Source organism: Pseudomonas sp. HMSC066A08, assembly GCF_001813025.1.
Classification (GTDB): Bacteria; Pseudomonadota; Gammaproteobacteria; order Pseudomonadales; family Pseudomonadaceae; genus Pseudomonas; species Pseudomonas aeruginosa.
In genome coordinates this window covers 26,783-39,307 of sequence record NZ_KV811295.1, presented here as the reverse complement: position 1 = coordinate 39,307, position 12,525 = coordinate 26,783, and the positions used below count along the sequence as shown (strand labels likewise).

15 protein-coding genes are annotated in these 12,525 nt (G+C 64.7%); 13 read left to right on the top strand and 2 right to left on the bottom strand.

What is annotated here, in order from left to right; translation table 11 throughout:
- The first annotated feature begins 56 nt into the window (after positions 1-56).
- The 4 genes from HMPREF2886_RS12185 to trpE all read left to right on the top strand — a co-directional run bounded on the left by HMPREF2886_RS12185 (position 57) and on the right by trpE (position 4,054).
- Positions 57-887, top strand: coding sequence for an ABC transporter permease (locus HMPREF2886_RS12185; RefSeq protein WP_003085119.1), 831 nt, complete (start codon positions 57-59; stop codon positions 885-887).
- A 123-nt stretch (positions 888-1,010) separates the two neighbouring features.
- Entirely contained in the window at positions 1,011-1,685 is a 675-nt protein-coding gene (gene rpe, locus HMPREF2886_RS12180) for a ribulose-phosphate 3-epimerase (RefSeq protein WP_033972880.1), read from the top strand.
- A complete protein-coding gene (locus tag HMPREF2886_RS12175; protein ID WP_003099532.1) occupies positions 1,685-2,503 on the top strand; it encodes a phosphoglycolate phosphatase in 819 nt (272 codons plus the stop codon). The genes rpe and HMPREF2886_RS12175 overlap by 1 nt, the downstream gene beginning before the upstream one ends.
- 72 nt (positions 2,504-2,575) lie before the next feature.
- Positions 2,576-4,054 carry an anthranilate synthase component I gene (trpE, locus tag HMPREF2886_RS12170; protein WP_058017980.1) on the top strand — a complete coding sequence of 493 codons (1,479 nt, stop codon included), beginning with the start codon at positions 2,576-2,578 and terminating at the stop codon, positions 4,052-4,054.
- A gap of 316 nt (positions 4,055-4,370) precedes the next feature.
- On the opposite strand, the gene prtN is transcribed toward trpE, so the two are convergent.
- Both prtN and prtR read right to left on the bottom strand, forming a co-directional pair.
- Complete coding sequence (gene prtN / locus HMPREF2886_RS12165; protein ID WP_003113203.1) at positions 4,371-4,685, bottom strand: pyocin genes transcriptional regulator PrtN; 315 nt, start codon at positions 4,683-4,685, stop codon at positions 4,371-4,373.
- Between the two features lie 99 nt (positions 4,686-4,784).
- On the bottom strand, positions 4,785-5,555 hold the full coding sequence (gene prtR / locus HMPREF2886_RS12160; protein WP_070747429.1) for a transcriptional regulator PrtR: 771 nt from the start codon (positions 5,553-5,555) through the stop codon (positions 4,785-4,787).
- Between the two features lie 456 nt (positions 5,556-6,011).
- Between prtR and HMPREF2886_RS12155 the strand changes: the two genes are divergently transcribed.
- From HMPREF2886_RS12155 to HMPREF2886_RS12115, 9 genes are all read left to right on the top strand, one after another.
- Positions 6,012-6,212, top strand: a complete 201-nt coding sequence (locus HMPREF2886_RS12155) for a TraR/DksA C4-type zinc finger protein (RefSeq protein ID WP_033972883.1) — start codon at positions 6,012-6,014, stop codon at positions 6,210-6,212.
- Between the two features lie 47 nt (positions 6,213-6,259).
- Positions 6,260-6,619, top strand: coding sequence for a PA0613 family protein (locus HMPREF2886_RS12150; protein ID WP_003459419.1), 360 nt, complete (start codon positions 6,260-6,262; stop codon positions 6,617-6,619).
- A gap of 453 nt (positions 6,620-7,072) precedes the next feature.
- Positions 7,073-7,426: a phage holin family protein gene (locus HMPREF2886_RS12145; RefSeq protein WP_033977965.1), complete on the top strand. Its 354-nt coding sequence runs from the start codon at positions 7,073-7,075 to the stop codon at positions 7,424-7,426.
- A gap of 21 nt (positions 7,427-7,447) precedes the next feature.
- Positions 7,448-7,963: a hypothetical protein gene (locus HMPREF2886_RS12140; protein ID WP_033977962.1), complete on the top strand. Its 516-nt coding sequence runs from the start codon at positions 7,448-7,450 to the stop codon at positions 7,961-7,963.
- On the top strand, positions 7,960-8,517 hold the full coding sequence (locus HMPREF2886_RS12135) for a phage baseplate assembly protein V (RefSeq protein WP_003121844.1): 558 nt from the start codon (positions 7,960-7,962) through the stop codon (positions 8,515-8,517). Before HMPREF2886_RS12140 ends, HMPREF2886_RS12135 begins: the two co-directional genes overlap by 4 nt.
- Positions 8,518-8,669: 152 nt before the next feature.
- Positions 8,670-8,996, top strand: coding sequence for a GPW/gp25 family protein (locus tag HMPREF2886_RS12130; protein ID WP_033977959.1), 327 nt, complete (start codon positions 8,670-8,672; stop codon positions 8,994-8,996).
- Entirely contained in the window at positions 8,993-9,880 is an 888-nt protein-coding gene (locus tag HMPREF2886_RS12125) for a baseplate assembly protein (RefSeq protein ID WP_070747427.1), read from the top strand. Before HMPREF2886_RS12130 ends, HMPREF2886_RS12125 begins: the two co-directional genes overlap by 4 nt.
- Positions 9,873-10,406, top strand: a complete 534-nt coding sequence (locus tag HMPREF2886_RS12120; RefSeq protein ID WP_033977958.1) for a phage tail protein I — start codon at positions 9,873-9,875, stop codon at positions 10,404-10,406. The genes HMPREF2886_RS12125 and HMPREF2886_RS12120 overlap by 8 nt, the downstream gene beginning before the upstream one ends.
- Before the next feature lies 1 nt (position 10,407).
- Positions 10,408-12,522 (top strand): phage tail-collar fiber domain-containing protein, encoded by a 2,115-nt coding sequence (locus tag HMPREF2886_RS12115; protein WP_070747424.1) that lies wholly within the window; start codon positions 10,408-10,410, stop codon positions 12,520-12,522.
- Positions 12,523-12,525: the final 3 nt, after the last annotated feature.

Below are 12,525 nucleotides of genomic sequence, written 5' to 3'. Positions count from 1 at the left end.
GTTGCCCGGAGGGCGGGGAGAGGGGGATCCGCACGAAACACATTGGAGAGCGAGTCATGCTGAGTCCCTACATGTCCCCGGTCGAGCGCCTGTGGTTCTACTCCCTGCGCATCCTCTGCGGGCTGGTGCTGCTGTTCCTGGTACTGCCGGTGCTGGTCATCGTGCCGCTGTCGTTCAACTCCGGTACCTTCCTGGTCTACCCGCTGCAAGGGTTCTCCCTGCGCTGGTACGCCGACTTCTTCCAGTCCGCCGAGTGGATGCGCTCGTTGACCAACAGCATGATCGTCGCTCCGGCGGCGACCCTGCTGGCAATGGTCTTCGGCACTCTGGCAGCGATCGGCCTGACCCGCGGCGAGTTCCGCGGCAAGGCACTGGTGATGAGCCTGATGATTTCGCCGATGGTGGTGCCGGTGGTGATCATCGGCGTGGCCAGCTACCTCTTCTTCGCTCCGCTGGGGCTCGGCAACAGCTACCTGTCGCTGATCGTGGTGCATGCGGTGCTCGGCGTGCCGTTCGTGATCATCACCGTCTCCGCGACCCTGCAGGGGTTCAACTACAACCTGGTACGCGCCGCCGCCAGCCTCGGCGCGCCGCCGCTGACCACCTTCTTCCGGGTGACCCTGCCGCTGATCGCTCCGGGGGTGATTTCCGGCGCGCTGTTCGCCTTCGCCACCTCGTTCGACGAAGTGGTAGTGACCCTCTTCCTCGCCGGCCCCGAGCAGGCCACCCTGCCGCGGCAGATGTTCAGCGGAATTCGCGAGAACCTGAGCCCCACCATTGCCGCCGCGGCGACCTTGCTGATCGGTTTCTCCGTACTGCTGTTGCTGACCCTGGAATGGCTGCGCGGGCGCAGCGAGAAGATGCGTACCGCACAACCCGGCGCCTGAGGCGCAGGGCGCGCCCGGCTTGGTCCGGGCGTCGGCTGCTGCGGCGAAAAGTCGTCATTTTCACCGCCAAAAACCGATAACGGCTACAATGCGCGCCTTCCGTGATCCCCTTTGAGGTGCGCCATGCAACCCTTCGCCATCGCTCCGTCGATCCTTTCCGCCGATTTCGCCCGCCTGGGCGAGGACGTGGACAAGGTGCTCGCCGCCGGTGCCGACATCGTTCACTTCGACGTGATGGACAACCACTACGTGCCGAACCTGACCATCGGCCCGATGGTCTGCTCGGCGCTGCGCAAGTACGGCGTGAGCGCGCCGATCGACGTGCACCTGATGGTGTCCCCGGTGGATCGCATCATCGGCGACTTCATCGAAGCTGGCGCCACCTACATCACCTTCCATCCGGAAGCCTCCCAGCACATCGACCGTTCCCTGCAACTGATCCGCGACGGCGGTTGCAAGGCGGGCCTGGTGTTCAACCCGGCCACTCCGCTGGAGGTGCTGAAGTATGTGATGGACAAGGTCGACATGGTCCTGCTGATGAGCGTCAACCCCGGCTTCGGCGGGCAGAAATTCATCCCCGGTACCCTCGGCAAGTTGCGCGAGGCACGCGCCCTGATCGATGCCTCCGGTCGCGAGATCCGCCTGGAGATCGATGGCGGCGTCAACGTCAAGAACATCCGTGAGATCGCCGCGGCGGGCGCCGATACCTTCGTCGCCGGCTCGGCCATCTTCAATGCCCCGGACTACGCCGAGGTCATCCGCGCCATGCATGCCGAACTGGCCCAGGCGCACCCGTAATGAGCGCTGCGGAGCCGTTCTTCGCCACGCGCCTGCCGCGTCTGGTGATGTTCGACCTGGATGGCACGCTGGTCGATTCCGTTCCCGACCTCACCGCCGCGGTCGACAGCATGCTCGCCAGCCTCGGGCGGCCGCCGGCGGGCATCGAGAAGGTCCGCCAGTGGATCGGTAACGGCGCGCGCGTGCTGGTGCGTCGCGCCCTGGCCGGAAGCATCGAGCACGACGGCATCGGTGAGGAGGAAACCGAAGCCGCTCTGGCGTTGTTCATGGAGGCCTATGCCGACAGTCATGCGCTCACCGAGGTCTACCCCGGCGTCGTCGACACCCTCAAGTGGCTCAAGCGCAACGGCGTGGAAATGGCGCTGATCACCAACAAGCCGGAGCGCTTCGTCGCTCCGCTGCTGGATGAGATGAAGCTGGGTCGCTATTTTCGCTGGATCATCGGCGGCGACACCCTGCCGCAGCAGAAGCCCGACCCGGCGGCGCTGCTGTTCGTGATGAAGATGGCCGGCATCGAGCCCGAAGATGCGTTGTTCGTCGGTGACTCGCGCAACGACGTGCTCGCCGCCAAAGCTGCCGGCGTGCGCTGCGCGGCGCTGACCTATGGCTACAACCACGGCCGGCCGATCGCCGAGGAAGCGCCCACCCTGGTCATCGACAACCTGCGCGACCTGCTGCCTTGCGCCGACCAGGCCGCTGAGATAGTGTTGCCGGACGACTCCCTTTCCCCCTCCGACCAGCGAGATCAAGCCGTGGCGGTCAGCAAACTCTGGATGAAGGTCATCAAGGCCCTGGCGCGTTGGCGCTGGCGCGCCTGACATCATCCTCCGCCGGATAGCCGGCGCGCGTTTGCACTCTGTTGACCGTTCTCTCCTCCGATGAGGCTGATCATGAATCGCGAAGATTTCCTGCGGCTGGCCGCCGATGGCTACAACCGCATCCCGCTGTCCTTCGAGACCCTTGCCGACTTCGACACGCCGCTGTCGATCTACCTGAAGCTGGCCGACGCGCCGAACTCCTACCTGCTGGAGTCGGTGCAGGGCGGCGAGAAATGGGGGCGCTATTCGATCATCGGCCTGCCGTGCCGCACGGTGCTGCGGGTATACGACCATCAAGTGCGGATCAGCATCGATGGCGTGGAAACCGAGCGCTTCGATTGCGCCGACCCGCTGGCTTTCGTCGAGGAGTTCAAGGCGCGCTACCAGGTGCCCACCGTGCCGGGCTTGCCACGTTTCGATGGAGGCCTGGTCGGCTACTTCGGTTACGACTGCGTGCGCTACGTGGAAAAGCGCCTGGCCACCTGTCCGAACCCGGACCCGCTGGGCAACCCGGATATCCTGTTGATGGTGTCCGATGCCGTAGTGGTATTCGACAACCTGGCCGGGAAGATCCACGCCATCGTCCTCGCCGATCCCGCCGAGGAAAATGCCTACGAGCGCGGCCAGGCACGTCTGGAGGAGCTGCTGGAGCGTCTACGCCAGCCGATCACCCCGCGTCGCGGCCTCGACCTCGAGGCGGCCCAGGGCCGGGAGCCGGCGTTTCGTGCCAGCTTCACCCGCGAGGACTATGAAAACGCGGTAGGAAGGATCAAGGACTACATCCTGGCCGGCGACTGCATGCAGGTGGTGCCGTCGCAGCGCATGTCCATCGAATTCAAGGCGGCGCCCATCGATCTGTACCGCGCGCTGCGCTGTTTCAATCCGACGCCCTACATGTACTTCTTCAACTTCGGCGACTTCCATGTCGTGGGTAGCTCGCCGGAGGTGCTGGTACGGGTCGAGGACGGCCTGGTCACGGTGCGCCCGATCGCCGGTACCCGTCCGCGCGGGATCAACGAAGAGGCCGACCTGGCGCTGGAGCAGGATCTGCTGTCGGACGCCAAGGAGATCGCCGAGCACCTGATGCTGATCGACCTGGGGCGCAACGACGTGGGGCGGGTGTCCGATATCGGCGCGGTGAAGGTCACCGAAAAAATGGTGATCGAACGTTACTCCAACGTCATGCACATCGTGTCCAACGTCACTGGGCAATTGCGCGAGGGGCTCAGCGCGATGGACGCGCTGCGGGCGATCCTGCCAGCGGGCACTCTATCCGGCGCGCCGAAGATCCGCGCCATGGAGATCATCGACGAGTTGGAGCCGGTCAAGCGTGGAGTCTACGGCGGCGCGGTCGGCTACCTGGCATGGAACGGCAACATGGACACCGCCATTGCCATCCGCACCGCGGTGATCAAGAACGGGGAACTCCACGTGCAGGCCGGCGGCGGTATCGTTGCCGACTCGGTGCCGGCGCTGGAGTGGGAAGAAACCATCAACAAGCGCCGGGCGATGTTCCGCGCCGTGGCGCTGGCCGAGCAGAGCGTCGAATAAGACGGCGCGAGGCGGAAGAAAAGAAGGCGGATGGCGTTTGCGTCATCCGCCTTTTTGTGCCCGGCTGGACCCACGCATTGGCTTCGCCCTACGCGGCACCGCTTTCGTAGGGCGAATATCGCGGCGCGATATCCGCCAGGGGGCAGGACGCCGAACCCGCCTCAAGGTGAAGTGATCGATATGTCCGGTTGGCGGATGACGCCTTCGGCATTACTTGCCCACGCAGAAGGCGCTTTCGTAGGGGGGACATCACCACGCGATATCCGCCAGGCGGAGCATGGTGTCGCTCCCTACGATGCTGGCAACGGCGGGCCGCTCAGGATGCGATGCTGTCAGCGCCTGGCTGTGCTCGACGGGCGCTTCCGGCTTGGTTCGCGCGCTGGTCGACGTAGGCGGCGAGGTGATCGAGGGCCACGAACTGCATGGCCTTGTGGCTATCGTCGAGGGTCGTCACTGGCAGGGCAATCCGCCCGCATGCCAGGGCCTTGCTGAAGTTTTCCTTGTTCAGGTTGCGAAACCAGCGTTCGCGGACCTGCTCCAGCGGCACGAGGACGTCGCCGAAGATGCGGTAGACCAATTCCACGGTTTCCTGGCGTGGAATCGGAGTGCTAGGGGCGATGGATGGCTGCATGGTATTCCCTCCTGCGGCTACACGTCGTTGAGGGAAATATAGCTCAGGTTGTTTTCCTGTTCAATAGCTGAAGTTGTAGAACGGGCGAGCGCCGGGCGCTCATCGTACCAGGGACGGGCCGCGCCGGTGGCGTACGGTGGACCACCAGAAGACCCAGCCGATCATGCTGATCTGGCGGCTGCGCATGTCCTCCGTCGAGTACTCCTCGTCCGGATATTCCTCGCGGTTGAAACTGCGCAGGCGAATGCCGCCGCCGGGCAGGCGATAGACGAACTTCACCCGCAGCATGCCGTCGTGTTCGAGGGCGTAGATCTCGCCATCGGTGATATGGGTGGTGGCGGTGTCCACGCCGATGGTGGAGCCATCCATGATCAGCGGTTCCATGCTGTTGCCGGTTAGTTGGGCGCAGATCGCCGCCGACGGATCGACGCCCGAGGCACGCAGCGTGGCATAGGAAAAACGCAGCTTGCGCCCCTCTATCTCGCGTACCGCAGTGCGTCCGGCGCCGGCGGACATCTCTACTTCCTTGTACAGCGGCAGCTCCACTTCGTCTTCGTCCAGCGGTGTGTCGCTGTCCCACGGATGCAGCGGTTCCAGCACCAATGGGCTGCCATCGGCCACGGACACGGCACTGCGCACGGCTGGAGCGCCTTCGCCGGTCTGCAGCCAGACCGGCGAGACGCCCAGGGCCGCCGCGATCTCGATCAGCTTGCGGGTGCTCTGGGCCTTGCCCGAGGTCAGCTTGTGAATGGTGTTCTGCGAAACCCCTGCCGCTTCGGCGAGGGTTTCCTGCTTCAGGTTGCGCATCGCCATGGCCTGCTTGAGGCGAGCGGCGAAGCTGTCGGGCGGGATCTGGGTGCTCTTGTCCATGTTCGGCAATCTACAGACCGATGGATTTTCTGTAAAGAGCCTAGGTGTTGACGATAAATAGCTTTGGTTGTAATTTTCTTCCGTCAGAAAGCGGAAGGGGTGAGTTCCACAACTTCCCACCCGCCTTTCAAAGATTTCACATGGGTGCAGGGACGCACCCGGTTGTCGGCGACCGACGATGCAGGTGCCGACTGCTTGGGTGCCGGGGCCACGGGAAAGCGCTCCGGCACCTGGAGGGTGGGAGCGCCGTCCATGCAGACGCTCCGTCCCGCTCATTCATTCTGTCGCCGACCTGCTTCAGGTACGGCGGCATCGTACAGGGAGTCATTGCCATGTCGCGAGATACGCACTCGCCATTTCCGCGCAGAGGAACGCAGGTCGCCGAACCGGCGCCGCGCATCTGTCATGTTCCATCCATTCGGCCGTCGGGCGTCGGGCACGCCAGGGAGGTTTTCCATGGCTGACCTTGCCGATCACGCCAACGAACTGGTCCTGGCTCGCCTCGACGGCCTCCTGTCGGCGCGCCCGGCGCTGGCCATCCGCGAGTCCGCGGAAGACTGCGAGGACTGCGGCGAGCCCATTCCCCAGGCGCGCCGCCGGGCGGCACCGGGTTGCAGCCGCTGCATCGACTGCCAGGACCGCCACGAGCGCCGTTGAACCGATCTCATGCCGAGCCCTCGCGGGCAGTGAAAGGAGACACGACCGTGATCAAAGCCATCGATGAAATGCTCAAGCTCTGGGCCGAGGAAATGCACGCGCCAGGCAGCAACGGAGGCGGCTACGCCGGCGGCAACCTGATCGCCATGCTGATCGCCAGCAAGGGCGAGGTGGTCCGCGGCCACCGTGGCAGCCGGGTGATCCTCGACCGTGTGGCGGAGGTCGATCGCCTGGTAAATCGCCTACCCGAGGAACTGAAGAACGTGGTGGTGGAGCACTATCTCAATCGCGACAGCTTCCCCGAGCAGAAGTACCGCCACTGCGGTTGCAGCCGCAACACCTTCTATCTGCGCCTGCATGTGGCGCACCAGGGTATCCAGGACGGCCTGCTGCGACGGGCGGCCTGAGCTCCTGGACCGGATACCGTGTCCCCCCTGGAATTTTCCAACCGGCCTTCGGGCCGGTTTTTTTATGCCTGTCGCCCATAGAGGCGGCGAGTCCCATGCACAGACCCTGCACGGTAGAGGCGGGGTCGGGCTGGCGGAGCCATTCTTTTCGTCAGTCGATGCCGGGCTTTTCCATATCGGAAGTGGGTACGTGCTTGCCCGGATGCCTGGAGAAGGTTCCCAGGGCGGTATATCACCCTCATATCGTGGTGCGTCTCCCGCCTATTGCAGTGGATTGTCGAGAAGGCATTGCCGGGCTGGGAATCGGGCGGTAAAAAGTAGTCATTCTTGTAAAGGTGCGTCCCCAGGGAGGCACTCGTGAAGCACCGGAACCCGGCCCTGGCGCCGGGTTTTTTATTGCCCGGGAAAACGTTCGTGCGGACGTGCCCGGCGCTGCCTGCCAAGGAGGGACCCATGGGCAACGAACCGCAGACACTGACGGAAATGCCGCTCTGGGTACTGATCCTGCTCGCCGCGCTGGGCGGCGTCAGCGGCGAGATGTGGCGTGCCGACAAGGCCGGTCTCGGCGGCTGGGCCTTGTTGCGGCGCCTGGCGCTGCGCTCCGGCGCGTCGATCGTCTGCGGCGTGGCGGTGATGCTGCTGGCGTTGGCTTGCGGCGCCGCGCTGCTGTTCGCCGCGGCGCTGGGCAGCCTGACCGCCGCGGCCGGCGCGGAGATCGCCGTCGGTCTCTACGAACGCTGGGCCGCCCGACGCCTGGGGGTTTGCGAGCTGCCCGAGGAACAGCCGGGCGACCGTGGCCCGCATTGAAACTGATCGAAGGAGTCAACCATGCCTGAACAGGCTGTCACGCTCGAGGCTCTGTACGCGGCCATCGAGCAGGTACTGCGTGAGCGTCTGCCGGAGGCGCAAGTGATCGGCTTCTGGCCAGGCGTGCCGGAAAATACCCCGGCGGTTTCCCTGGAGATAGCCGAGCTGCTGCCCGAGCGCGATCCCGGTACCGGCGAGAGCGCCCTGCTGTGCCGCCTGCAGGCGCGGATAATGGTGCCGCCTGGTGCCGATCGCCAGGCGGTATCCATTGCCTGCGGAATCGTTCGGGCATTGCGCGAGCAGACCTGGAACCTGGTTCTGGAACCGGCGCGCTTCGTACGCTCGGCCGTCGACGGCAGTCGCGATGAGCCGAAGAGCCTGCGTGTGTGGCTGGTCGAGTGGACGCAGTCGCTGCGTCTCGGAGACCCGGAGTGGGCCTGGGAGGACCAGCCGCCGGGCAGCCTGATGCTGGGCTTCGACCCGCAGACCGGCCCCGGCCATGAGCCGGACTACTTCGCTCCGGAGGCGTTGGCATGAGCTATGTCAGTGCGGAGCATGACCGCATGCTCGCCGCGATGATCCTGCCCTGCGTGGTGGTCGCCGTGGACCTGGCAGCGGCGCGGGTACGGGTGCGCTCCGGCGACTGGACCAGCGGCTGGCTGCGCTGGCACTCCCTGGCAGCCGGCAAGGTTCGCCACTGGCGTGCGCCGAGCATAGGCGAACAGGGGATACTGCTCAGCCCGTCGGGCGGAGTGTCAATGGGCACCTTTATTCCCGGTCTGTACGGCGATGCGGGCACGGCGCCGGACAACAGCGCCAGCAGTGAGACCTGGCGTTTCGACGACGGCGCCTCGTTGAGTTACGACTGGGCTGCGCATCGCTACCGCGTCGAGCTGCCCAGCGGCACCGTGGAAGTGAGGGTCGGCGCCAGCGAGGTGCGGGTCAGCGACGGGGCGGTCAGTCTCAAGGCGCCGAAGATCAGCCTGGAAGGACCGGTGGAGATCGCCGGGACACTGACGGTCAGCGGAGACATCCTCGGCGGCGGCTCGATCATCGACACCGCCGGCAACAGCAACCACCACACCCATTGAACATACGACGGGGCTGCCGAAGGGCGGTCCGTCGAACATTCAACCGGCCCGCGCGAGCGGGCCTTTTCGTTTGCGGAGTTCGCCATGGGCAACACTCACAGCCATTCGGAGCCAGGCGCGGCCTGTCTCTGCCGGAGCGGGAGGGCAGGGCGATGATCGGGATGGATCGCCGTAGCGGGCTGCCCCTGTCCGGCCTGGCTCATCTTAAACAGTCCGTCGAGGACATCCTGACCACCCCGTTGGGCAGCAGGTGCATGCGCCCCGAGTACGGCAGCAAGCTGCGGCGGATGGTCGACATGCCGGTGAGCGAAGGCTGGAAAAGCGCCGTGCAGGCCGAGGTAGCCCGTTCCCTGGGGCGCTGGGAACCGCGCATCGCATTGTCTGCCGTGCGAGTCGTCGCGGTCGTCGATGGCCGCGTGGATCTGCTCCTGAGCGGCGTGTTCGAGGGCGAGAACATCAATATGGAGGTCTCGGCGTGATCATCGATCTTTCCCAGTTGCCGGAGCCAGAGGTTATCGAAAACCTCGATTTCGAGACGATTTACCAAGAGCTGTTGGGCGACTTCCGCGAAGCCATGGCTGGCGAATGGACAGCGGAGGTGGAGTCCGATCCGGTTCTCAAACTTCTGCAACTGGCGGCCTATCGAGAACTCCTGCTGCGGGCGCGGATCAACGATGCGGCGCGGGCGGTGATGCTGGCATACGCCAGCGATGCCGATCTCGACCAGATCGGTGCCGGCTTCAATGTGCAGCGTTTGCTGATCAGGCCCGCTCAGCCCGAGGCGGTACCGCCGGTGGAGGCGCAGTACGAGAGCGACAAGTCGCTGCGCAATCGCATCCAGCTCGCGTTCGAGCAGCTATCCGTCGCAGGACCGCGGAACGCCTATATAGCCCATGCGCTGGGCGCGGATGGAAGGGTGGCGGATGCCTCTGCGACCAGTCCGGCGCCCTGCGAAGTGCTGATCAGCGTGCTCGGGGTGGAAGGCAACGGGCAGGCACCGGAAACGGTGTTGCAGGCAGTGCGCCTGGCGCTGAACGCGGAGGACGTGCGTCCTGTCGCGGATCGGGTAACGGTGCGCTCGGCAGGAATCGTTCCCTATCAGGTCAAGGCGCAGCTCTACCTGTTTCCCGGCCCCGAGGCCGAGCTGATCCGTGCCGCCGCCGAGGCTTCGCTGCGCGACTACATTTCCGCCCAGCGCCGCCTGGGCCGCGACATCCGGCGTTCGGCCCTGTTCGCCACCCTGCATGTCGAAGGCGTGCAGCGCGTCGAACTGCAGGAGCCTGCGGCCGACGTGGTCCTGGATGAAACCCAGGCGGCCTATTGCACGGGGTACGCGATCACCTTGGGAGGCGTCGATGAGTAGCCGCCTGCTGCCGCCAAACAGGAGTTCTCTGGAACGCTCTCTGGGTGATGTATTGCCTGCCGAGCTGCCGGTTCCGCTTCGTGAGCTTAACGATCCGGCACGCTGTGAGGCGGCCTTGCTGCCCTACCTGGCCTGGACGCGCTCGGTGGACCGCTGGGACCCGGACTGGAGCGACGAGGCCAAGCGCAATGCGGTAGCGACGTCCTTCGTCCTGCACCAGCGCAAAGGCACGCTGACCGCGTTGCGCCAAGTGGTCGAGCCGATCGGTGCGCTGAGCGAGGTCACCGAATGGTGGCAGCGAAGCCCGGCTGGCGTGCCGGGGACCTTCGAGATCACCGTGGACGTCAGCGACCGTGGCATCGACGAAGGCACCGTACTGGAGCTGGAGCGCTTGCTCGATGATGTCCGCCCGGTGAGCCGACACCTGACCCGCTTGGACCTGCGCATCACCCCGGTCATCCACGCCCATCACAGTGTGGCCCTGACGGATGGCGACACCCTGGAGATCTTTCCCTGGAAGCAATGACATGACGACCAATACCAGTACTCCGAAATACGGCGGCCTGCTGACCGACATCGGCGCTGCGGCGTTGACCGCCGCCAGCGCCGCAGGCAAGAAGTGGCAGCCGACCCACATGCTGATCGGCGATGCCGGCGGCGCACCGGGTGCTACTCCGGATCCGATACCCGCAGCCACGCAGACGAAACTGATCAACCAGCGCTACCGGGCGCAGCTCAATCGCTTGTTCGTGTCGGACAAGAACATCAACACTCTGGTTGCCGAGGTGGTGCTACCAGTTGAGGTAGGTGGCTTCTGGATCCGCGAGATCGGCCTGCAGGATGCCGACGGCAAGTTCGTCGCAGTATCCAACTGCCCGCCCAGCTACAAGGCAGCAATGGAAAGTGGCAGTGCGCGGACCCAGACCATTCGGGTGAACATCGCGCTCTCCGGCCTGGAGAATGTCCAGCTGCTGATCGACAACGGCATCATCTACGCCACCCAGGACTGGGTGAAGGAAAAGGTCGCTGCCGATTTCAAGGGCCGCAAGATCCTGGCTGGCAGTGGCCTGGTCGGTGGGGGAGACCTTTCTGCCGACCGCAGCATTGGCCTGGCGCCTTCCGGCGTGACGGCGGGCAGCTATCGCTCGGTCACGGTGAACGCCAACGGGGTGGTCACCCTGGGCAGCAATCCGACCACCCTGGCCGGCTATGCGATCGGAGATGCCTATACCAAGGCCGATACCGACGGAAAACTGGCGCAGAAGGCGAACAAGGCCACCACCCTGGCCGGCTATGGCATCACCGATGCGCTGCGAGTCGATGGCAACGCCGTGTCATCCAGCAAGCTGGCCGCTCCGCGCAACCTGGCAGCCAGTGGCGATGCCTCCTGGTCGGTGACCTTCGACGGCAGTGCCAACGTTTCGGCGCCGCTGAGTCTTTCCGCTACCGGTGTGGCGGCGGGCAGCTATCCGAAGGTGACCGTGGATACGAAGGGAAGGGTGACTGCTGGAATGGGGCTGGCGGCGACGGACATTCCCGGGCTGGATGCGTCGAAGCTGGTCAGCGGGGTGCTGGCCGAGCAGCGTTTGCCGGTATTCGCGCGCGGGTTGGCTACTGCTGTCTCGACCACTAGCGATCCGAACACCGCGACCGTGCCGTTGATGCTGACCAATCATGCGAACGGACCTGTTGCCGGACGGTACTTCTACATCCAGTCGATGTTCTATCCGGATCAGAACGGCAATGCTTCGCAGATTGCAACGAGCTACAACGCTACATCCGAGATGTATGTACGGGTGTCCTACGCGGCCAACCCTAGCGCCCGGGACTGGCTGCCCTGGAAGCGCTGTGACATAGGTGGTTCGTTCAGCAAGGAGGCGGACGGGGCCTTGGGCGGTGCGGTCAATCTCAACTCGCTGATCACGTCGGGATGGTGGTACCAGACGGCCAATGCACAGGCCGAAAGTGGGGCGAACTATCCGGTCCCCCGGGCCGGCTTGCTTCAAGTGCATAATGCTGGCACCAATTTCATCTACCAGACATACCAGGTCTATGACGGCGAAGGGTTCTATTTCCGTTGCCGCTACACCAACACCTGGTATCCATGGCGGCGTGTATGGCATGGAGCGGACTTCAATCCGAACGACTATCTGCTGAAAAGTGGCTTTACGTGGGCCGCCCTGCCAGGAAAGCCGGCGACCTTTCCGCCTACTGGCCACAACCACGATGCCGCCCAGATCACGTCGGGAATCCTGCCTCTGGCGCGCGGCGGTCTTGGTTCGAATACGGCAGCGGGGGCGCGCAACAATATCGGGGCTGGGGTTCCCGCGACGGCGAACCGATCGCTGAATGGCTGGTGGAAGGATAACGACACAGGACTCATCGTGCAGTGGATGACAGTGAGTGTCGGCGATCATCCGGGTGGAATCGTCAACCGCTCGCTGACCTTTCCGATTGCGTTTCCCACTACCTGCCTGCACGTGGTGCCGAGCGTCAAGGAGCTGGGGCGGCCGGCGACGTCGGCATCGACCGTCACCCTTGCAGATGTCAGCGTCAGCACCACGGGGTGCGTGATCGTCGCTACCGAGTATCACGGCGCGGTCCAGAACTATGCGATCAGGCTTGTGGCCATTGGCTGTTGAGGT

Bases quoted from the DNA above. Each gene is read 5' to 3' on its own strand.
- HMPREF2886_RS12185 (WP_003085119.1), top strand. From the start codon at position 57: ATGCTGAGTCCCTACATGTCCCCGGTCGAGCGCCTGTGGTTCTACTCC.
- rpe (WP_033972880.1), top strand. From the start codon at position 1,011: ATGCAACCCTTCGCCATCGCTCCGTCGATCCTTTCCGCCGATTTCGCC.
- HMPREF2886_RS12175 (WP_003099532.1), top strand. From the start codon at position 1,685: ATGAGCGCTGCGGAGCCGTTCTTCGCCACGCGCCTGCCGCGTCTGGTG.
- trpE (WP_058017980.1), top strand. From the start codon at position 2,576: ATGAATCGCGAAGATTTCCTGCGGCTGGCCGCCGATGGCTACAACCGC.
- prtN (WP_003113203.1), bottom strand. From the start codon at position 4,685: ATGCAGCCATCCATCGCCCCTAGCACTCCGATTCCACGCCAGGAAACC.
- prtR (WP_070747429.1), bottom strand. From the start codon at position 5,555: ATGGACAAGAGCACCCAGATCCCGCCCGACAGCTTCGCCGCTCGCCTC.
- HMPREF2886_RS12155 (WP_033972883.1), top strand. From the start codon at position 6,012: ATGGCTGACCTTGCCGATCACGCCAACGAACTGGTCCTGGCTCGCCTC.
- HMPREF2886_RS12145 (WP_033977965.1), top strand. From the start codon at position 7,073: ATGGGCAACGAACCGCAGACACTGACGGAAATGCCGCTCTGGGTACTG.
- HMPREF2886_RS12140 (WP_033977962.1), top strand. From the start codon at position 7,448: ATGCCTGAACAGGCTGTCACGCTCGAGGCTCTGTACGCGGCCATCGAG.
- HMPREF2886_RS12135 (WP_003121844.1), top strand. From the start codon at position 7,960: ATGAGCTATGTCAGTGCGGAGCATGACCGCATGCTCGCCGCGATGATC.
- HMPREF2886_RS12130 (WP_033977959.1), top strand. From the start codon at position 8,670: ATGATCGGGATGGATCGCCGTAGCGGGCTGCCCCTGTCCGGCCTGGCT.
- HMPREF2886_RS12120 (WP_033977958.1), top strand. From the start codon at position 9,873: ATGAGTAGCCGCCTGCTGCCGCCAAACAGGAGTTCTCTGGAACGCTCT.
- HMPREF2886_RS12115 (WP_070747424.1), top strand. From the start codon at position 10,408: ATGACGACCAATACCAGTACTCCGAAATACGGCGGCCTGCTGACCGAC.